Origin of the sequence: Pedobacter namyangjuensis (assembly GCF_003313325.1) — a bacterium.
In the GTDB taxonomy this organism is placed as follows: Bacteria; Bacteroidota; Bacteroidia; order Sphingobacteriales; family Sphingobacteriaceae; genus Pedobacter; species Pedobacter namyangjuensis.
Map to the genome: position 1 here is coordinate 931,909 of NZ_QMHQ01000002.1, position 21,137 is coordinate 953,045.

Sequence of the window (21,137 nt, forward strand, 5' to 3'; positions counted from 1 at the left end):
ATGCACACTCCTACCCAATTACAAGCAATATTAGAAGAAGCGATTAAGCAAATAGTTTATCCCACACATCCTAACAACCTTTACGAACCTATAAAATATATTATGAGTTTGGGTGGCAAGCGTATTAGGCCGGTAATGGTTTTAATGGCTACAGAATTATTTACCGAAAATGTTAAAAGTGCGTTGGATGTTGCACTGGCCATAGAAACCTTCCACAATTTTACTTTGGTGCATGATGATATTATGGACAATGCACCACTAAGGCGAGGTAAACAAACCGTACACGAAAAATGGGGCGTAAATAATGCTATTTTAAGTGGCGATGTGATGATGGTAGAATCTAACAAGCATCTTTCTAAAGTTGCCATTAGTGTATTAAAGCCAGTTTTAGATACATTCAATGCTACTGCTCAAGGTGTGTGCGAAGGTCAGCAATTGGATATGGAATTTGAGCAAAGAAGTGATGTAAGCATAGCAGAATATATTGAAATGATTAGGCTGAAAACTGCGGTGTTATTGGGTGGCGCCATGAAATTGGGCGCAATAGTTGGTGGCGCAAACGAAACAGAATCTGCTTTACTTTACAAATTTGGAGAAAACTTAGGCGTAGCTTTTCAACTGCAGGACGACATTTTAGACGTTTATGGCAACCCAGAAAAATTTGGCAAACAAGTTGGCGGTGACATTATTGCCAACAAAAAAACATTCTTACACCTTAAAGCCTTGGCTTTGGCACAGGGTGACGAAGCAATTTGTTTAACAGCGACAGATTTAGCACAAGAAGAAAAAATACAAGCTGTTACTGCACTTTACGACAAGTACGACATACAAAATCTTGCTAATAATGAAATGGACAAATATTTATCGGTTGCTAATAAGGCACTAGCCGACTTACCCGTTTCAGAAAGCAAAAAAGAACAGTTTACAACCTTGGTTCAGCAAATTTTAGAACGAGATAAATAGGCGTTATGCATTTTTGTTGCAAAAACGCTGAAAAATAAACCAGATTGAAATGGCATCTCCCAATTCTTGTAAGGCTCGCGATGAGCCTAGAATTGGGAATATAATGGAAAGCTGGGCTAGCTTAGATAGTAACACAAAATTGATTTACAAAAAAAGGGAAGAAAACTTTCGCTCCCTTCCCTTAACTTAAACCAATTGAAACTATGCCAATTTTCTTGTTCTGATGAATATGTTTGCGATAGTTTTAACAGCGCTTCCAGTTAAAAACTCATCGAAAGATTCTGCTGCTGCTGTTTGTGTTACAGCAGTACCGTTAATTCCAGTAATTTCTATATCAAGAATTTTCGTGTTCTGCTCACCTGCGTAAACTGCGTTTACTTGAGCAATACCTGTATCGTTACCATTTGCTGCGTAAGCGATCCAAGGTTTTAGCGGAACGTTTAACGAAGCTGCCGTCATTTGACGCAAATGCGCTGCGTGGCGAGCTTCAACAGAGTGAATTTGTAATGCTGTAGTTAAAACTTGCATGCCTTTTAACACTGGAGCCTGGCCTTTGTAAGCTCTAACGCCTGTATCTTCGAATGCTGTAGCAACTTTTAAGAAAGTTTGATAGTTACTGAAAACATCTGCAAACGCAGTTCCAAAAGTAGCCGCACCAGTAAAATCAAAATCGCCATCTACAAACGGAGTAACGGCATTTGCACCTAGTGCTGTTCTAAGCAACGTTACGTGAGCCAATTCATGGTCGCGAATGGTTGTGATTGCTTGGCGAGATGCCGCGTTAGGGAAAGTTATAGTAGAGTTTGTTAGTGCGTGGTTGTAGAAGTGATACTCTAGGTATTCTAAAGTTAATGCAAAGTTTAAAACTTCGTTAACATTTGCTGGGTTGGTTTGTCCGTAAGCTTTTTGGAACATAGAACCTAACGCTAATGGTAATGCAGCTAATGATATTTTTTTACCAACGTTAAAAAAATCTTTCATTGCTGAACGTCTCGGACTTAATCTTTCATAGATTTCGCCATCAACTTTTTCAATTTCGTCTAATATATTTAAGATATTCATGATTGCTTTTTTTAAGGATTAAAGATTGATTACGTTAATTTTTGTTTTTACAAACTTGCCTGCAATAGCTAATACTTTATCAGGAGTAAGCGATGCATCTAAACCTGCACTCGCATTAGCATTTAAACCAGCAAATCCGGCATCACCTAAATCGGCAAAACTTCCGTTAGAAATCATATCACGAACATAAGCTGCGTGGCGAGCCTCTACAGAAACGATTTGACCAGCAACTACCAAGAAATTAGTATTTGTTAACCTAACACCTGCACCATTGTAGGCTGCAACGCCTAAATCTTCAAACGCTTTAGCTGCATTTAAAACACTCATACGGTCTGAGAAATTAATGCTCGAAAAATCTACCTCTAAGCTGCCAATTGCTGCAGTGCTAAGCGCTCTCTTAAAAAATTCTCTGTGGGCAATTTCATGAAATTGTATATCTTGAAAATAGGTTCTTTCTGCACTTGAAAAAGCAGAAGGCGGATTTGAAGCCACTTGAATATAAAATGCTGCTTCTAGTTGCTCTAAAGCGTAGGCGTAATTAAGTACACCAAAATCATCTTTAAAATCTAGCGTAACGCCACTAGGCAACGGGGTATTGATTCTATCTTTTCTACATCCTGCTGCAGTAAGTGCTACAACAGCTGCTCCAGCACCTGCAAATTGCAAGAAAGAACGACGTTGTAGTTTTGCTTGCATAAAGCTACTGTCCTCCGCTAGCAAATCTTGTTTTTGATCGTTTAAATTTTCCATAAGAATAATTTTTTAATTAGGGTTTAGTCAAAAGGTCTTATATGTATGCAATTACGATGTAAAATTTACTTTGGTTTTTAACTATTAATAAAAATTTCAGTATGCCCTCATTTTTTAATAAATTGAGCCCAACTAAATCGATAAAAAACTGTGCTAAACGCGATTATTGTAGATGATGAGGAGTTTGCTCGCTCATCATTATATTTTTTAATACAGCAAAATTGTCAAGAGATACAAGTTGTAGGCATCGCAAAGTCTGTTAGTGAGGCTCGCAACTTGCTTACGCAACACAGCGTAGACTTGATATTTTTAGACATTGCCATGCCCGGCGAAAATGGTTTCGAGTTAATTCCACAAGTGCAACAATCAAACGCCAACGTAATATTTACTACAGCTTATGATCAGTATGCGTTAAAAGCCATAAAAGCAAATGCCTTAGATTACCTTCTAAAGCCAATTGATATTGATGAATTAAAAGAAGCTGTAGGAAAAGCCGTTAAATACAGTACTTTTAACAAAGTTGAAAACAACAGAAACGAAAGCCTTAAAAATTTAGCAAATGATTTACAAGATAGCCAAGCTGTAAAAAAAATAACTTTGCCCAGCAGCCAAGGTTTTAGGCTAATTGATATTGATGATATTGTACACATAGAGGCAGATAGCAATTACTCTATATTTAACCTAATTAATTTAGAAAAAATTGTTGTTGCAAAGGTTTTAAAGGATTACGAAGAAATTTTACCCGAAAATAGATTTGTTCGGGTGCATAAATCAAGTATTGTAAATTTAAAATTTGTTAAGGAATATAATTCAAAAAATGGCTTACAAGTTGTTTTGAACAATGGTGAAATTATTATTGTTTCTAGAAGACGGGCAAGCGATTTTTTTGACAAGATTAAGGCTTATACAAATTTCCAACGTGAGATATAAACCATTACATACCCTAATAATACTTCTAACCCTAATTTTAGGATTTTCCTTTAATGGTTTTTCGCAAACTTCTTATTTACCGCACTATACTACTAAAAATGGTTTGGCAAGCAATAATTGCTATTATTTATTGCAAGATAGAAAAGGCTATATCTGGGTTTGTACAGATGCTGGTGTAAGCAGATTTGATGGTACGGCGTTTGAAACTTTTACAGTTGATGACGGACTACCTGATAACCAGGTATTACAAGTTAGGGAAGATAGTAAAGGTAGAATTTGGTTTTTATCTTTAAACGGCCAGCTAAGTTATTTCTACAACGGCAAGATTTACAACCCATCGAATGATAAAGGACTTAAAAAGTTAAATTTTAACGCAGTAATTGTTTCTTTTTTTGAAGATAAAAGTGGCAAAATTTGGTTCGGAACGAATAAGAATATTATTGGAATTTGGGACGGAGAAACGCTAATGAAACACACGTCGCCAACGCAGAAAAATCAGTATGCTAATGCCTATATCCACCAAGATAAACAGGGTAATATTTGGGCTTACTGTACAGATGCAGTTTTTATTTTTATTAGAAACAATTTCGTTTTGGTAAACGAGAAAATGACCCCACTTTCTTATAAAACCTTCCACACGGCGAATAACGGCTCCATTTACTACTTAGATAAAAATGGTTTAAATTTGAAAAAAGGCACTGAAGATCAGCTTTTAATCAAGGTTAACGAAAAATTGCTCAATAATAGTCCGGGCTATATTTACGCCGACGAAAAGGAACTTTGGTTAACCAACAACAACGGTGTTTATATTATTGACTATAAGGGAAAAATTAATCACCTATTAAATAATATCGATGTAAATCAGGTAGTAAAAGACAGCGACAATAATATGTGGTTTACTACAAAAAACGGCATATACCGTTTACCGGAATTAAAGGAAAGGCTTTTTATCTTTACCAAAGAAAACGGATTAACGAGCGATTTTGTAAAAAGTATTACTAAAGACCAAAACAACCGATTCTGGCTTGGCCTAAACAATAGTAACATCAACATCCTTAGCACTAACAAAAAAACGGTTCAAAAGCTAAGTTTTAATGATACCGAAAAATATAATGTCATCAAACAATTGTGTTTCGATCGCAAGGATGGATTAGTTTATTTCGCTTCAGATTACGGCCTAGGCTCTATATCATCATCCTATCCTGCAGATCAAAAAGTAAACTACCTGAAAGAGAGCAATAATTCTGTTTTTGTAATTAAAAACTTCAGTTTAGACACTACCAGCAAATTAGCCTTGGCTTTGTCTTCTGGTGTTGTAGTTCTAGAAGAAAGGATTAAGAAATTCGAGTTCTCTTCCTTACATTACAACGAACGTAAGGATTACTTTAAAGACCGTGCCTATCGGGTTTTTTATGATGATAATCAGCATTTATGGTTTGCCAACATCAATGGACTTACACAGTTTGATAACCGTAAAGAATATAAATATTTTGAAAAAAACACGCTATTAAACAAGAGGATAAACGACATAAAACAACTTAAAAACAACGTTTACGCCATGGCTACAGATGGTTATGGCATCGCATTTTTAAAAAACGGGCAGTTAATCAAACAACTTACAAAAGCCGATGGGTTAAATAGCAACATTATCAACAAGCTCTATTTTAAAGACGATTTTCTTTGGTCTGTTAGCAATGCTGGTGTTAACAGAATCCGTTATGCCAACAATCATTTTTCTGTTAATGCATTTGATTACGCAAATGATTTGCTGAACGAAGACGTAAATGATATTTATGTAGACAAAGACACTGCTTATTTTGCTACAAACAATGGGCTTGTATATTTCGCCTACAACCAAATAATTAGAGAAAAGAAACCGCCAAAAATATATATTACCTCGGTTAGCATTAATAGAGAACCTTTAGATTTAGGCGCTGCTAGCTTTGTATTAAAACCAAAACAGCAAAGCATTACATTCAACTATAGCGCAATAGATTTTAAAAATCGACAGATCTTGTACCGCTACCGTTTAAAAGACGACGCGAATTGGTCTGAAACCCGAAACAGACGACTTGAACTATCTTCTTTAGAACCAGGAAATTATTGTTTCGAAATTAGCGCCAAAAGCCAGGATAGCGATTGGAGCCAACCTGCAAAAATTAAATTTATTATAGAAAAACATTTTTGGCAAAAGTGGTGGTTTATTCTCATTGCGTTAGCAAGTGGCGCATACCTTCTTTATATAATGACGGTAAAAATTACTAAACGCCAAAAAAATAAAGAACAAGAGCAGTTGTTGCTTAAAAACAAAATACTAATGCTAGAACAGCAAGCTTTACAAGCTATGATGAATCCTCACTTTGTTTTTAACGTAATGAATTCCATTCAACATTACATTAATACACAAAATACCTCATCGGCCAACAGGGTTTTAACCGGTTTCGCAAAGCTGATAAGAAAAAATCTAGAAATATGCACCAAGAGTTACATCAGCTTAGAAGAAGAGTTAGCCTACCTTAAATTATATCTTACTTTAGAGAAAAACAGATTTGGAGATAAGTTCAATTATACGATAGATGTAGATCCTAAATTAGATAAGGATGAAACCCAATTACCTTCCATGTTGCTACAACCTTACATAGAAAATGCTATTTGGCATGGAATAATGCCAATAGAAGACGGTGGAGATTTAAAGATATCTATAGAGCAAAAAGACGAAACCTACTTGTGGATAAAAATCATAGATAATGGTATCGGTATTAAAAACTCGCTAGCTAATAAAAATGGCTCTCACCAGAGCAAGGGAATGGGCTTAACTCAAGAACGCATAAATCTGCTCAATAAAATTGAAGCAAAACCTATACAACTTTTTATAGAACAGAACGGAGATAGTGGCACAACCATCACTATTCTGGTACCTTTAAACTAAAATTTACCGTTTACTCAATTATACATACCACTTACTAAGTAATAATAATTGGCATGTTAAATAGCATTAAACTTGTTATAAGATATTAAAACAAGCAAAGTTCTTGTTTAAAAAACGTTCTTATAGGATTGACAAAAGATATTTTTTAACCTAACCTAAAACTATATCTCAATTCAGGTTTCATTTGTGTGTTAAAAGCGTCCCAATAATATTGAGACGCTTTTTTTTGTTTAGGCTATGTATATTCTTGCTTAATTTTCTGGTTTCCGATGCTAAACTATTGCTTCTCAGCACCTCAAAATTTTTAAAAAAACTTTTATAAAAAACGTTTTTATTTTAATTTTGAATCAGATAAAAATCTAAAAAAACAGGTCGTTTTCTATTTAAAAAGATTTTGTGTATTTTAGATCATCGTTTATAATTTCCTATTATTTAACAATTTTTTGTGTAATGAAAACGCCGAAAAAACCAACCCAGAAAAATCCTGTAAGCAAACCGATTTCTAGTAAAAAGGAATCTGATGAAGATGAGGATGATATCCAAGATCCTAAAGAGGTAGATGAAGATGAAGATGATTTTGATGTGCCTTTGGATGACCTAGACACGTTCGGCGATTTTGACGACGACGATGACGACGATGATAGATATTAATATCAGCTAAAAATTATACTTAAAAGCATCCTTTTATAAGGATGCTTTTTATTTTAAACAACTGTATCCTACAAATGAACATACTGCCAGTAAACGATAACGCATCAAAAAAAGAGTTTTTAGAAGTTGTAAATTTCATCTATAAAGATGATGTTAACTGGATTAGACCATTAGACGCAGATATTGAAAAAGTTTTTGACGAAAAAAGCAACCCATTTTTTAAGCACGGACAATGCATCAGATGGATTTTAAAAAACGATCAAAATCAAACCATAGGTAGGATCGCAGCTTTTATTAACGAAAAAAAGGCACACAATTACGATGTTCCAACTGGAGGAATTGGTTTTTTTGAGTGTCTAGATGATTTACAGGCATCAACTTTATTGTTTGATACAGCCAAAAGCTGGTTACAGCATAAAGGGATGAAAGCAGTTGAAGGCCCTATTAATTTTGGAGAAAATGATACGTTTTGGGGATTACTGGTAGAGGGTTTTACTCCCCCATCTTACGGTATGAACTACCATCGCCCTTATTACCGCTCATTATTTGAAAACTATGGTTTCGAAACTGCATACGAACAGCTTACAAATCATATCAATCTTACTATTCCTTTCCCGGCACGTTTTACCAAAATTGCAAATTGGGTTGCAGCTAAGCCAGATTATAGTTTCGAACATTTTAAAAAGGCAGAAGCAGACAAATACATCAATCATTTAATGGAAATTTACAATGATGGATGGCAGGATTTTGAGAACTTTGTGCCGATTAAAAAAGAAACGCTTAAAGAGAGTTTTAAGCAGATGGAAGTTATAATGGACGAAAAGCTTATTTGGTTTGCATACGCAAATGGAGAACCTGCAGCCTTTGTTGTAATTATACCAGATGCTAACCAAATGATAAAAGGATTAAATGGGAAATTAGGCCTAATACAAAAATTAAAGTTTGCCTACAGAAGATGGCTTGGTGTTACGAGGATGCGGGCAATTGTGATGGGCACTAAAACTAGCTTCCAGAAGCTTGGCTTAGAGTCGGCCTTATTTATAAAACTTGGCGAGTACGTATTGCCAAAAAACCAGTATAAAGAGCTTGAATTAAGCTGGGTGGGCGATTTTAATGAGAAAATGATCGCTATACACGAAGCAACAGGTGCCACTTTTGGAAAGCGACACCTGACTATGCGTAAAACTTTTTAGTTTCTATTTCTTATTTCTTCGTAAAGATCTATAACTTTTTTCTGCAGGCTGATAATCTCATCTTCCTGTACCGAAACCTTTTGTTTTAATATCCCAACTTCGGTAAAACTTCCTGCGTGTATATTCTCAATATCTTTAGAGATAATTTGCATCGTTGAAACTTCGAACAAATTGGCAATTTGCTCTAGTCTGGAAATATTGATATCTGTAATTCCCGTTTCAATTTTTGAAAATGCAGGTATTGAGATTTGTAATCTTTTAGCAACCTCTCCCTGGCTCCAGCCATTTTTTTGGCGCAATTGTCTAATGTTGATTCCTATAACATTCATTTGTTCAGATTTTGGTTTAAGCATAACAATGTATTGCTGTGATGCTTTTATTTATCCAACTCTGATGCCAATTTTATCAAATCCATTCCGCCAAAGATACCCGAACTCATCAACAGCAAGTTCGTATCTTCAAAATTCAATCCTCTTAAATAAGCTTCCAATTGCTCAGCTTCATTAAAAAACAAAATATTTTCATCGTTAAAAGATGTTTGAACATCCCTTTCATTTAACGGCTCCATTTTCTTCTGCTTAAACGTTTTTTCGTCTATGTAAACTATCTTCACATCGGCTTCGTCCATAGTGTTTCTATACTCTGCCAAGAAGGTTTTGTTTAAGCTGCTGAAGGTATGCAGTTCTATACAAGCAACAAGTTTCCTATCTTTAAATTGTGCTTTAACTGCATCTAAAGTGGCTTTTAACTTAGATGGTGAGTGAGCAAAGTCTTTATAGACATTGGTAGAATGATTACTGCTTAAAAGCTCTAAACGCTTAGCTGCGCCAGTAAAAGATGCTATCGCATTAGCAAATTTCTCTTCATCAATACCTAACTGAGCACACACCAATCTTGCTGCATTTAAATTCATTAAATTATGATCGCCAAACACCTTTAGAGCTGTATGTTGTGGCAAAAGATATGTTACACCATCTATTACCTGATGTCCCGGAACTGTGTACGCTAGTTTCTCAATTTTTGCTTTAGAGTTAACAACAATATTTCTTAATTCTAAATCATTTTCACAATAAATTAATTTTCCACCGGGAATTATCGTATCAATAAATTTATCGAACTGTGCAACATAATCCCCAAATGTGGGAAAAACGTTTATATGGTCCCAAGCAATCCCACTAATTACCGCAATGTTAGCTTTATATAGGTGGAACTTTGGTCGGCGGTCGATAGGCGATGCTAAATATTCGTCACCCTCAATAATAATTACCGGTGCCTCGTTAGTGATTTTTACCATTGTTTCAAAACCAGCTAACTGTGCGCCAACCAAATAATCAAAATCTTTCTGGTAATAATTAAGCACGTGGAGTATCATAGAGGTAATGGTCGTTTTTCCATGACTACCACCAATAACTACCCTTAACTTGTCTTTAGATTGTTCGTAAATATATTCTGGATAAGAGTAAATCTTTAGCCCTAATTCTTGCGCTTTTAATAGTTCTGGATTATCTAACCGAGCATGCATACCAAGAATCACTGCATCCAAATCGGATGTGATACGGTCATCATCCCAGCCCATTTTTTGTGGCAATAAACCATATTTAGCCAACCTGCCACTAGACGGTTCAAAAATAACATCATCAGAACCAGTAACCTTAAATCCTTTTTTGTGTAACGCAATGGCTAAATTGTGCATTGCACTACCACCAATAGCTATAAAATGTATACGCATATCTCTATTACAAAAAGCAACAAATGATAAAAGGATTGCAGAACAACCCTTTTACCTTTATTGCAATATTAATTTTTTATCTTTTCAAACTTTGTGGCAACCCAGTCATTTATTTTTTTATGGCTCACGTAGTTTAGTCCAAAATCAGCAGCATGATTTTTAATCATATTTAAATCTGGCTCTTCGTAAAAACCACTAAAATAAATTTGCCCACCACTTTTTAAAACTTTGGCATAGGTCTCTATCTGATCAAGCAAGATATTTCTGTTAATATTTGCCAAAATAATATCGTAAGCTTTTATTGGTATTTCCTCCTTGCTCCCACAAAGTGAAGTTAGGTTTGTTATTTCGTTTAAAGCAGCATTTTCTATCGCACTGCGATAACAAACTTCATCATTATCAATTGCAATGATTTCAGTTGCTCCTCTTTTCGATGCCAAAATCCCTAAAATTCCGGTTCCAGCTCCCATATCCAAAACTAGTTTACCAACAAAATTATTTTCTAGAATATATTGCATCATCATAGTTGTAGTTTGATGATGACCAGTTCCGAATGCCATTTTAGGGTCGATTACGATCTCGTATTTATACTGAGGTTGCTCATCATGAAATGTAGCCCTTACATAACATTCGTCGGTAATAATTAACGGAGAGAAATTTTTCTCCCATTCCTCATTCCAGTTTTCCGGTTCAATATCGCTAATAACATAAGTATATTGAAGTTCATCCCCGAAATCCATTAGTACGTTATTAAAATCGGTTTCGTTAAATTCTGTTGCAACCACAAACGCATCAAAGCCTTCTACCGTATCCTCAAATGTATCAAAACCAACATCGGCCAATGCCGCAATAAGTAAGTCGTGCTGATATTCTTCTATACTAGCAAAGCTAAAAGCAACTTTTTTATACTCCATTATGAGTTGAAAGTTTTAACGATATCTACAAAATCACGAGATTTTAAGGAAGCACCACCAATTAAACCACCATCGATATCTGGCTGTGCAAACAATTCCGCAGCGTTTTTCGGATTACAGCTTCCACCATAAAGAATAGTTACATCGTCGGCCACGTTTACGCCGTATTTAGCTTCTACTTTAGCTCTAATAAATGCGTGGATATCTTGTGCCTGCTCAGGTGTTGCGGTTAAGCCCGTACCTATAGCCCAAACTGGCTCGTAAGCCAAAACCAACTTACCAAAATCCGCAGCACTTAAGTTAAACACACCATTTTCTAACTGCGATTCTAAAACTTGGTAATAGCTTCCGTTATTACGTTCATCTAAAGTTTCGCCGATACAGAATAATGGAGTTAAGTTATTTTCCAAAGCAATTACTGTTTTGGCTGCTAATAATTCGTCAGATTCTGCAAAATATTGTCTACGTTCTGAGTGACCGATAATTACATATTCTGAACCGGTGGATTTTACCATTTTAGCAGAAATTTCGCCAGTATAAGCACCGCTTTCGTTTTGATGGCAATTTTGCGCCCCAATTTTTACCACACCAGATGCCAATTGCGCAAGGCTATTGATATGAATATAAGGTGCACAAATTACAGCAATTTGATCACCTTTTTTTTCGTCTCTTACCATGTTTACAATCTCAGAAAACAATGAAATTCCTTCATTATAATCTAAATTCATTTTCCAGTTACCTGCTACAATTTTCTTTCTCATAATTTTTATTTATTGAACGTTTATAGAACCGTTCGTGTTATATTAATATTTATACAGCCTTAAAATCTTCGGTGTTGCTGCGTTCTTTCAAAAACCTCGGTTAAAATATCAACCTCCATATCGTCAAGTTCCATATCTCTTCTGGCCAGTACCAATTTTGCAGTTTCCAACATTTTTTTCAGTCCGTAAACTTCATAACCATGTGCACCACCCCAAGAGAAATCCGGGATAAAGTTACGCGGAAAACCAGCACCGAATATATTAGCACTAACCCCCGCAACTGTACCAGTATTAAAAGCGGTATTAATGGCGCATTTTGCATGATCGGCCATAATTAAACCACAAAATTGCAAGCCCGTTTTACGGAAACTCTCTTTTTCGTAATCCCATAGTCTAACTTCAGCATAGTTATTTTTAAGATTTGAGTTATTACTATCTGCGCCAATGTTACACCAGGCACCCATTACTGCATTACCCAAATAACCATCATGACCTTTAGACGAGTAACCCCAAATTACCGCATTATTAATCTCGCCACCTACCCTGCAAAACGGGCCTATGGTAGTTTGTCCGTAAATTTTTGCGCCCATTTTAACCTGCGAGTTATCGCAAAGCGCAAAGGAGCCACGAATATTACATCCTTCCCAAACCTGACTGTTTTTGCCAATGTAAATTGGGCCTTGCAAAGTATTAAAAGTAGAGCAGTAGGCACTTGCGCCCTCTTCTACAAATAGATTATCGCCAATTATTATGTTGCTTTCGTGTAGCGTAGCCGATGTTCTGCCTTCGGTAAGCAAGGCAAAATCCAATCTTAATTCCTTATCGTTGTTTTTAAAAATATCTTCAGGAAATTGAATATGGGTAAAACTGCCATCGAAAACGATTTGTTTTAGTTCACTTATGGCTTTCTCGTAAGTCAGCGTTGTGTTAACTGCATAAGCAAGAACAATTTCATCTATAACTAACACCTCGCCTTCATTTAACCTGTTTATAGCAGTAAGCAAGTCGTTATTGGGGCAAACCGAGCCATTAATAAAAAGTTTGGCCGGCTTAGCGGGATATTTTACGCTTAAATATGTTTGTGTTATAAATCCGGCATCGGCATTTAGGTACTTTGCCCACTTTTCTGCAATGGTAAGGATACCAACGCGTAAATCGGCCACGGGCCTGGTAAATGTTAGTGGTCTAAGCGAGAGCCAAGAAACATCATCAAATAGATTGATCATCATAAGCTACAAAAATAAAAAAAGTCCCGAGCTTATGGCTTCGGGACTTCGAAAATATATTGTTTTTGCAAAATTATTTTTTTGCGTAACGAGTTTTAAATTTATCGATACGACCAGCAGTATCAACTAACTTCATTTTACCAGTGTAAAAAGGGTGAGAAGTGTGAGAAATCTCTAATTTGTATAATGGATATTCATTTCCATCTTCCCATTTGATAGTTTCTTTAGTTTCTACACATGATTTAGTTAAAAACTGATACTCGTTAGACATATCTTTAAAAACAACGAATCTGTAGCTTGATGGATGCAAATCTTTTTTCATTTGAATATTATTTTAAGTTATCTGTGTGGAGGGCCAATGACTTGATTGCGTTTTGCGGGCAACAAAGCTGATGACGGCTCCTATTAATCTTTTTTATCTCTATTTTAGAGGATGCAAATATCTTAATTTTATTTTTGATATGCAATAGATGACTGAAAAAATGTATTATTATTTTGGTATTGATTTATATCCGTAAAAATACCCAGAAATGTTAAAACATTTAGATCTACTTTTTTTAAAAGATAACTCTATTTTAAGGCTTTACAAATCCCGGGCTTAACAACTGCAATTTGCTCTCGGGATTTTTAGAAGCTAGGAAATCGGTTTCATTAATCCTATTTGATAATTGGTCACTTTCTATTACAACACGTGCTTGCCCCTCGCGAATAAAATTCGCATCTGTCGAATTATTTTTATTGGAGATACAGATTAGACCATACTTGAAGTTACGTATCGTATTGTTTTCCATGGTTCCAGAAACAAGAATAGCAAAATCTGCCTCCTTACCGTTTCTTTGCGATTTAACTTTACCGTAAACGGTAAAATCCTTACCTGAGCCAGAAATAGCCGTAACAATACTGGTGTCTGCTGTTGCAAGAAAACCTTTGCCGATCAGTTTAATGCCAAAATTTTCATCCTGATTGAACAACTTTAAACGAGCATCGGTAAAACGGTGACCGATAGGAAAATCTTTTACAATGTTGGTGGCTTGCAGTATTAAAGGATTTATGGCATAGTAGCCCTCCAAATTTACAGGATCAATACCTGTGTTTATGTTTAAACCAAGCTTTTTTAACGAATCCAAATACTGATCGGGAATAATATTCTGTATTTGTTTTTTTTGAATATCGAGCCTAACGATTTCATCTACAATTTCTTTTTTGTCTTTTTTACAAGCCATAAAACTTAGGGCTACCAAAACAACCATTAACCATTTCATACTTTTAGTATTTGTTTTCATCTTTTTAATTTTTAGGATTTTAAATTTAATTTCTATCTCAAAATTGCCTTATAAAAGATGACCCGACAATACCACAATGAGTGATTATTTGGATAAAAAGATGTTGGTTGAGGTATTTTGTACCGATTAAAACCGCTGATTAACTTGTGCCTTTTATTCTGTTTAGTTACGGCGTGGGCTTAATTATTAAATAGTAGCAAAGCAATGCGTTTTTTAAACCCGATTGTAGTGGAAATACTTTTAACCATTTCCCTTTAGGGAATATAAGGTTAAAAGATTGGAGCGGAAAGCGGGACAGAAAGAACCGACGGAGAAAAACAATTGCTTTTCTAAAAAAAAGCTTAAATATTTGAGCCACGCTAGAGATAAATATAAAATTAGCTTACAACAAACCCTGCTGTTTAGCTTTCATAATGGCTTCTGACCGAGAAGCTACGTGCAGTTTTTTATAAATATGCTTTATGTGCGTACGAACAGTTTCATAGCTGATGAATGCCTTATCTGCTATATTTCTATAATTATTTCCATCTACCATTAAAGAGAGAATTTCTTTTTCGCGGGCACTGAGGTTAAAATCTGTTTCTTGCGGTTGCACCAATATTACGTTTTGCCTTACGAAAAACTGCAATACTTTATGCGCTATTGCCGATGACATGGAAGCGCCACCATTAAACACTTCTTCTAAAGCTTGTAGCTGTTTCATTGGCGAATCTGTTTTTAAAATATAGCCAGATGCGCCGGCACAAAGTGCGTTAAATATTTTATCGTTATCGTTAAAAACCGTCTGTATTAAAACTTTAATATCGGGAAATTTAGCCTTAATTATTTTTGTTGCCTCTATACCGCTTCTACCTGGCATCTCGATATCCATTAAAACTACATCGGGCTTGCTAAACAAAACATCGGCTTCTACCTGATTTACGTTTGCGAAAGTTCCGGTACACCTAAAACCAGAAGTTCCATTTATAATGGTTTGCAATGCTTCCCGTATTAGTTTATTGTCTTCGAAAATTGCAACGTTGATTTCCATTATTTTCAGTTTAAACAAAAATGCTACTTTTTAAGCTTTTGGGCTATCCCCTTTTAGGTGATTTTGCAAAATAAAGTTACGGTAGTTCCGGCTTCGCCTAGTCCATCAATTTTAAGTTCTGCATTAATTTCTTTAGCTCTACTGGCCATATTTATTAACCCATTACCTTTACTTGCAGAGGCAGATTGAAAACCTATTCCATTGTCGGCAATGAGCACAGATAAATCTTTTTGAGCAACTGTAACTTCAATTTTAAGCAATGAAGCTTCGCTATATTTTACCGCATTATTTATTGCTTCTTTACAAATAAGATAGATGTTTTTTCTTTGTTCCATACTAAGTTTTACGCTTTCTAGGTTTGGATTTGCGGTAAACTCTAGGCGAAGGTTTTTAGCTGTAGCAATTTGTAGCGCAAACTCTTTTAAACGTTGTGTTAAGGCAAATAAATTATCTTCTAAGGGATTAACCGCCCAAACAATATCATTTAATTTAGCCACCATTTCGCTAGCATTATCTTTTATAATATCTAAAGATTGGTTAACCGATTGTTTGTCGCCTCCTTCCAGCTGGCTTTTGGTGATGTAACTGTACATTGCAATTCCGCTTAATGTTGCGCCAACCTCATCATGCAAATCCTGGCTAATTTTAGTTCTTAAATTTGCTAAGCGTAAACGTTGTAAGGCGTAATACCGGTAGGCTACAAAGGCTACAACCACAGTTAAAAGTGCTAATAACAAAACATACATTCTGGTATTGGCCAGACTTTGTTTATTTCTCGATTCTTCGATCTCTAGGTTAAAAATGGTCTTTTCATTTTTTAAACCCATTAAAAGCAGGGTTTGGATCTGCGTGTTATTTCTATTATAGGTTGCTGTTTGTATACTTGATTTAAGATCTAACGTTTTTATTAGCAGAGGTTTTACATCATATCTTCTGTAAATTTTAATGGCGGTTTCTAAAAACATGGCACCATAAAAATCATTTAGTTGGGGATATTTAGAAAGCAGAGCGAAGCCTTTATCTAATTGCGCAAATGCAGTTATTTTATCTAATCTATCGGATGCGCAATCTGCCAAACCACTATAACTGGTTAACTCTACGTCAAAGTCTTCGCTTTTTATGGCCTTAATTCTAGTTTGCTCAAAGTATTTATACGCACTATCAATTTCGTGTTTTAAAATAAATGCACTTCCCAAATTTAAATTGCCAGTTGCGATACCACGTAGTGAATTTATTTCCGTTGCCTTTTTTAAGGAGATTCTGCAATAATAGATGGCGCTATCCGGCTCCTTCATTTTTTCGAAGGTTTCGGCCAAATTTCCATAAATATGATGCGGTTTAGATAACTCTATATACTCTTTTTTATATGGTGGCTGGATCGTATACTTAAGACCTTGTTTAAAATACTTTTCGGCAGCTGTCAACTTCTGACCATTCAGATAAAATAGTCCAATAAAGTTGCAAGCGTCGGCAATTAATATGCTGTCTTTTAAAACACGGGCAATATTTTCTGCTTTTAAAGCCTCTTGCATGCCAAGCTCATGCAAATTATTATAATAATAAACTTCTGCCTGCCTGGTAGTTAAAAAGTAAGAAAATAAGGATGGTTTACGATAGCTAACTTTTAAATAGATTTTGTTGAGCCAAACCTGCGCTGAGTCGTAATGATCGGTATTCATATACTCATCTGCCTTGGTAAAAGCATCTAGTATAAATTTCTGATCGGCATCTGGTTGCTGGTTTTTAACACGCTGGCCAAATACAATACAAGGCAACAAAATCAAAAATACGAGTAGCGCTTTTCTCATTTAATAAATATAGGGAAAAGCACTTATGTTTTTTATCCGTTCAAACAGTTTGCTTAAACAAAAAACGTATGTAGAGCTAGTAATGCCGGCCTTAATAATATACTCAGTTCAAGTGATTTTTAAAAAGCCTTCAGATGGTTTCTTGCTAGATCATTTTCAATCTTTCCTCTTCTAAATCAATTTGATACAACTGCTGACGAATAATCTCTTCGTTAATTTTTGGATCTTTATTAAGTTCGGTTAGATATTGACGCTGAATTTCTAGTAATTCTACAAATATGAGTTTTGACTTTTCACTCATCCACGTATCATCCGCTGCTTTTGCACGCTCTTCCCACTGTTGTAAAAGTTTAGCAATTACTGTATTTCCTCCTATTTCATCTGCATATTTCTCTTTTAAATATTCGTAAATATGAGTTTTAAGCCCTTGTTTCATCTTTTTGCGAGTAACCTCCTCGTCGGTTTCATCAAAAATACCTTCAAACAAACCGGTTTTGTTAATTATGTAAGGTAAGGTTAAACCTTGTACCAACAAGGTTAAAAGAATTGCTACAAAGGTGATAAACAATATTAAATCCCTTTGGGGAAATAAAGTTCCGTTATCTAAAGTAACGGGAATAGATAAAGCCGCCGCTAATGAAACTACGCCTCGCATACCTGTCCAACCTAATAGTGCAGGCATTAACCAGCGTCTTTTCTTAGAAATTGCCCTTGGCGTATTTTGAGGCCTAAAAATCATTGTGGCTACTAATGCAGCATAACTGCTTAGCATTCTGGCAAAAATTAAAACTCCGGTTACCAATACCCCATATCCAATAGCAGTACTTAACGGAATACCTGCAGAACGTATTCCGCTTACAATTTCTGGCAGTTCTAAACCGATAATGAGAAATACGATTCCATTTAAAATAAACACGAAACTTTGCCAAACGCTATAGCCCATAATTCGGCTTGCACTGTTTAAAAAAACTAAACGTTGGGTAGACATGTATAAGCCACCTGCCACAACGGCCAGCACGCCAGAGCTATGTAATTGCTCTGCCACCCAATACATAAAATACGGCTGTACTAAGGTTAAAGCTATATCCGATGGCGCATCTGTTGGCAAACGTTTCTGCGCCTGTACAAAAAACCAAGCTAGTGCAAGCCCTATTGCGGCACCTCCAATTACCATCCAAACAAAACTTAATGCAGCTTCGTGCCAAATGAATTGTCCAGTGCCTACAGCCACCATCGCAAATCGGAATATGATTAATGAAGAAGCATCATTAAGCAAACTTTCGCCCTCTAATATCGCCGATGTAGATTTGGGAATTTTAACAAATTTTGTAATTGCGCCGGTACTTACCGCATCTGGCGGAGAAACTATTCCGCCCAAAAGAAAGCCCAAAACGATCGTAAACCCGGGGATAAAATAATTTGTGACTACAGCTACTAAAAGCGCAGTAAAAAACACCACCAAAAATGCAAAACTGGTTATAATGCGATACCATTTTTTCATTTCTTTAAAAGAAACCGACCAAGTTGCCTCAAACAAAAGTGGCGGAAGAAAGATGAAAAATATTAAATCCGGGTCTATTTTGATTACTGGTAAACCGGGAATAAAACTTACTGCTAATCCAGCTATTACCAGCAAAATAGGATAAGCAATCTTTAACTTGTTGGCCCACATGTTTAGCAATACAATTGCCGCAATCATGGCCAGAAAAAAAGGTAGTAAGGTGTGCATTAATTTTTTTGTCTGTTTTGTATAATGTTCGTTTTTTAGGGATGATGAATTAAATTTTATTTTTAGCCTGCAAAAGTAGCAAAAAGCTTCTACTATAATCTCAAAATAAAAGCCTCAAATGGATTGTTCTAAAATCCATTTCATTTTAATTGTTGCTCTGTTTTGGTTAAAAAATTGGTCAAGGCCTGTTTAATGTCGATATTCATCCTATCGGCTAAAATTATCAACCACCAAATACTTTCGCCCAATTTATGTTCAAGTTCTCTATCTGTATCAGCTTTTGGCCAACGTTCTTGTTGCGACATTACATGTCTGCCTACTAAACCTGCGTCTGTTAAAAATGCAAGTGCATCTTCGCTAACAGTCCATTCGCTACCGTGATGTTGCATTTCTAATTGATGATATTTTTTTCTGAGCTCCAAAGAGCGACGGATTATTTCATCCAAATCGTTTTCCATAGTTATAATAAATCTGCTTTAGCTCCTGCTATTTTTCCTTCTTTAAATTTTAATTCAAACGTTCCGTTAATTTTCCCTTCAGGAAACTCTCCTGTAAAAGCTAATTCTATATATGCCACATTCTGGTTAACTTCTATTTTAACGAGCTCGCTTTGTGTTTTATAACCTATAAAATAACTGGTAAAATATTCCCTTATCCCTTTGTGACCAACAAATTTTCTACCTACGGAAGGATCATTCAAAACGGCATCTTCCCAAAAGAACGACAAATATTTTTCTACATCGTAAGCATTGCTCACGCTAATCCATTTATTTACTATTGATTTAATATCCATTTTTTAATTTACATTTAAGCTAACCTGTCCCGCATTTCGAGAGCGAGCAATCTGTTTACATCTTTTCTATACAAGTTTGCAGATTACTCTGAAATCGGAATGAAATTCCCTCGAAATTTTGTCATTCAGAAACAAGTGAAGAATCTATTTTAAAAACCGTCAAAACAGATTCCTCCTTAGTCGGAATGACAAATCGCAAAAATAGCTACTTAAAAAGCTGAGGCGCAAAAAGCATCAAATAATCTCTCCAATTTGCCCAAGTATGGCCTCCCTCACTTTCTACATAAGTATATTTTACGCCTAAGCCATCTAACTTTTTTCGGTAATCAGCTACGTTTTTATACAGAAAATCGGTTTTACCTATCGCAATCCAATACAATTTTAAGCCATTGTTAAATTGATTTTTTAAAGTGGCATCAAAATTCTCGTAAACTGGCGATGTAGTTTTACCAAAAGGCATAATGGCAGGCGAAAACAAGCCAACATAATCGAACGTTTTTGGATAAAATCTAGAGGTATGCAAGGAATGAAAACCACCCATAGACAAACCTGCAATAGCCCGCTGATTTGCAGTTGCATTAACTCGATAATTACTTTCTACAAATTTTATAATGTCAGTAAAGGTTTCTTCCATTTTACCATCCATAGTATTTGGTAATTGCATGGTTGGCTTGTACAAACCTTTGGCATCTTCGCCTGGTGCCGCTTGTTGTGACACATTTCCATTTGGCATTATAACAATCATCGGCTTTGCCTTACCTTGCGCTATTAAATTATCTAAAATTTGTGCCGTTCTGCCCAAAGCACTCCAAGCCTCTTCATCGCCACCCATGCCATGCAATAAATACAAAACTGGGTATTTCTGTTGACTACTTTCGTAACCTGGAGGCGTATAAACGGTCAATCTTCTTTGCTTGCCATTGTTACCCGGCGAGTTATACCATCGTTTAGCAACTGTGCCGTGCGGTATATTGGCAACCAAATAATTGTCGGCTTTGCCAGCACCCACAATTAAAACATTTACCACCGAAGCTACATCTCTAATCTGATAAACATTGTTTGCGTCCCTCATCTTTAGTCCATCTACAATAAAAGAATAACTGTAAAGCTCAGAAGCTAATGGCGTGGTGGTAAAAGTCCAAACGCCATCTGTTTGTTTAACCATTGGCGCTGTGCCTTTCTCCAACAAATCCCCTTGCAATTCTACTTTAGTGGCGTTAGGTGCCATTAACCTAAACGTCACGGTTTTATCGGCATTTATTTGTGGCGATACGATTTCTTTCTGTTGGTTAAAATTTAAGTTCTCTTGGGTATAACCTACAACAGAAGCAAACAACAAAAAACCAAGGGTTAATTTTCTAATCATAAGGGATATTTTTATAAAAT

The 21,137-nt window shown here is 35.7% G+C and carries 20 protein-coding genes; 5 read left to right on the plus strand and 15 right to left on the minus strand.

The window, feature by feature from the left end; all coding sequences use genetic code 11:
- Positions 1 to 963, plus strand: a complete 963-nt coding sequence (locus tag DUT69_RS11240) for a polyprenyl synthetase family protein (RefSeq protein WP_113653308.1) — start codon at positions 1 to 3, stop codon at positions 961 to 963.
- Positions 964 to 1,164: 201 nt separating this feature from the next.
- Here DUT69_RS11240 and DUT69_RS11245 read toward each other — a convergent pair whose 3' ends face one another.
- Together DUT69_RS11245 and DUT69_RS11250 are read right to left on the minus strand one after the other, a co-directional pair.
- Positions 1,165 to 2,025: a ferritin-like domain-containing protein gene (locus DUT69_RS11245; RefSeq protein ID WP_113653309.1), complete on the minus strand. Its 861-nt coding sequence runs from the start codon at positions 2,023 to 2,025 to the stop codon at positions 1,165 to 1,167.
- Between the two features lie 18 nt (positions 2,026 to 2,043).
- Complete coding sequence (locus DUT69_RS11250; protein WP_113653310.1) at positions 2,044 to 2,775, minus strand: ferritin-like domain-containing protein; 732 nt, start codon at positions 2,773 to 2,775, stop codon at positions 2,044 to 2,046.
- A 150-nt stretch (positions 2,776 to 2,925) separates the two neighbouring features.
- Between DUT69_RS11250 and DUT69_RS11255 the strand changes: the two genes are divergently transcribed.
- From DUT69_RS11255 to DUT69_RS11265, 4 genes are all read left to right on the plus strand, one after another.
- Positions 2,926 to 3,705, plus strand: coding sequence for a LytR/AlgR family response regulator transcription factor (locus tag DUT69_RS11255; protein ID WP_113653311.1), 780 nt, complete (start codon positions 2,926 to 2,928; stop codon positions 3,703 to 3,705).
- Positions 3,695 to 6,634: a sensor histidine kinase gene (locus DUT69_RS11260; RefSeq protein WP_162796294.1), complete on the plus strand. Its 2,940-nt coding sequence runs from the start codon at positions 3,695 to 3,697 to the stop codon at positions 6,632 to 6,634. The genes DUT69_RS11255 and DUT69_RS11260 overlap by 11 nt, the downstream gene beginning before the upstream one ends.
- A gap of 450 nt (positions 6,635 to 7,084) precedes the next feature.
- Positions 7,085 to 7,285, plus strand: a complete 201-nt coding sequence (locus tag DUT69_RS19275; protein ID WP_162796295.1) for a hypothetical protein — start codon at positions 7,085 to 7,087, stop codon at positions 7,283 to 7,285.
- A 74-nt stretch (positions 7,286 to 7,359) separates the two neighbouring features.
- A complete protein-coding gene (locus DUT69_RS11265) occupies positions 7,360 to 8,478 on the plus strand; it encodes a GNAT family N-acetyltransferase (protein WP_113653313.1) in 1,119 nt (372 codons plus the stop codon).
- Here the strand turns inward: DUT69_RS11265 and DUT69_RS11270 are convergent.
- The 13 genes from DUT69_RS11270 to DUT69_RS11330 form a co-directional block, all read right to left on the minus strand.
- On the minus strand, positions 8,475 to 8,807 hold the full coding sequence (locus DUT69_RS11270) for a helix-turn-helix domain-containing protein (protein ID WP_113653474.1): 333 nt from the start codon (positions 8,805 to 8,807) through the stop codon (positions 8,475 to 8,477). The two genes, DUT69_RS11265 and DUT69_RS11270, sit on opposite strands and share 4 nt — an antisense overlap.
- Positions 8,808 to 8,854: 47 nt before the next feature.
- Positions 8,855 to 10,207, minus strand: coding sequence for a UDP-N-acetylmuramate--L-alanine ligase (locus DUT69_RS11275; protein WP_113653314.1), 1,353 nt, complete (start codon positions 10,205 to 10,207; stop codon positions 8,855 to 8,857).
- A gap of 68 nt (positions 10,208 to 10,275) precedes the next feature.
- The gene (gene prmA / locus DUT69_RS11280; protein ID WP_113653315.1) at positions 10,276 to 11,121 is read right to left on the minus strand and encodes a 50S ribosomal protein L11 methyltransferase; all 846 of its coding nucleotides are present in this window, start codon (positions 11,119 to 11,121) and stop codon (positions 10,276 to 10,278) included.
- Positions 11,121 to 11,882 (minus strand): triose-phosphate isomerase, encoded by a 762-nt coding sequence (gene tpiA, locus DUT69_RS11285; RefSeq protein WP_113653316.1) that lies wholly within the window; start codon positions 11,880 to 11,882, stop codon positions 11,121 to 11,123. The genes prmA and tpiA overlap by 1 nt, the downstream gene beginning before the upstream one ends.
- Positions 11,883 to 11,941: 59 nt before the next feature.
- Complete coding sequence (locus DUT69_RS11290; RefSeq protein ID WP_113653317.1) at positions 11,942 to 13,111, minus strand: GlmU family protein; 1,170 nt, start codon at positions 13,109 to 13,111, stop codon at positions 11,942 to 11,944.
- A gap of 70 nt (positions 13,112 to 13,181) precedes the next feature.
- Positions 13,182 to 13,430 (minus strand): type B 50S ribosomal protein L31, encoded by a 249-nt coding sequence (locus DUT69_RS11295; protein WP_113653318.1) that lies wholly within the window; start codon positions 13,428 to 13,430, stop codon positions 13,182 to 13,184.
- A 253-nt stretch (positions 13,431 to 13,683) separates the two neighbouring features.
- Positions 13,684 to 14,391: a hypothetical protein gene (locus DUT69_RS11300; protein WP_113653319.1), complete on the minus strand. Its 708-nt coding sequence runs from the start codon at positions 14,389 to 14,391 to the stop codon at positions 13,684 to 13,686.
- 382 nt (positions 14,392 to 14,773) lie between these two features.
- Entirely contained in the window at positions 14,774 to 15,421 is a 648-nt protein-coding gene (locus DUT69_RS11305) for a response regulator transcription factor (RefSeq protein ID WP_113653320.1), read from the minus strand.
- Between the two features lie 53 nt (positions 15,422 to 15,474).
- Entirely contained in the window at positions 15,475 to 17,229 is a 1,755-nt protein-coding gene (locus DUT69_RS11310; RefSeq protein WP_113653321.1) for a sensor histidine kinase, read from the minus strand.
- Between the two features lie 145 nt (positions 17,230 to 17,374).
- Positions 17,375 to 18,958, minus strand: coding sequence for a Na+/H+ antiporter (locus tag DUT69_RS11315; RefSeq protein WP_113653322.1), 1,584 nt, complete (start codon positions 18,956 to 18,958; stop codon positions 17,375 to 17,377).
- A gap of 140 nt (positions 18,959 to 19,098) precedes the next feature.
- Complete coding sequence (locus DUT69_RS11320; RefSeq protein WP_113653323.1) at positions 19,099 to 19,416, minus strand: nucleoside triphosphate pyrophosphohydrolase family protein; 318 nt, start codon at positions 19,414 to 19,416, stop codon at positions 19,099 to 19,101.
- 2 nt (positions 19,417 to 19,418) lie between these two features.
- Positions 19,419 to 19,751, minus strand: a complete 333-nt coding sequence (locus tag DUT69_RS11325) for a nuclear transport factor 2 family protein (RefSeq protein ID WP_113653324.1) — start codon at positions 19,749 to 19,751, stop codon at positions 19,419 to 19,421.
- 205 nt (positions 19,752 to 19,956) lie between these two features.
- Positions 19,957 to 21,117, minus strand: a complete 1,161-nt coding sequence (locus tag DUT69_RS11330; protein ID WP_113653325.1) for an esterase — start codon at positions 21,115 to 21,117, stop codon at positions 19,957 to 19,959.
- Positions 21,118 to 21,137 lie beyond the last annotated feature (20 nt).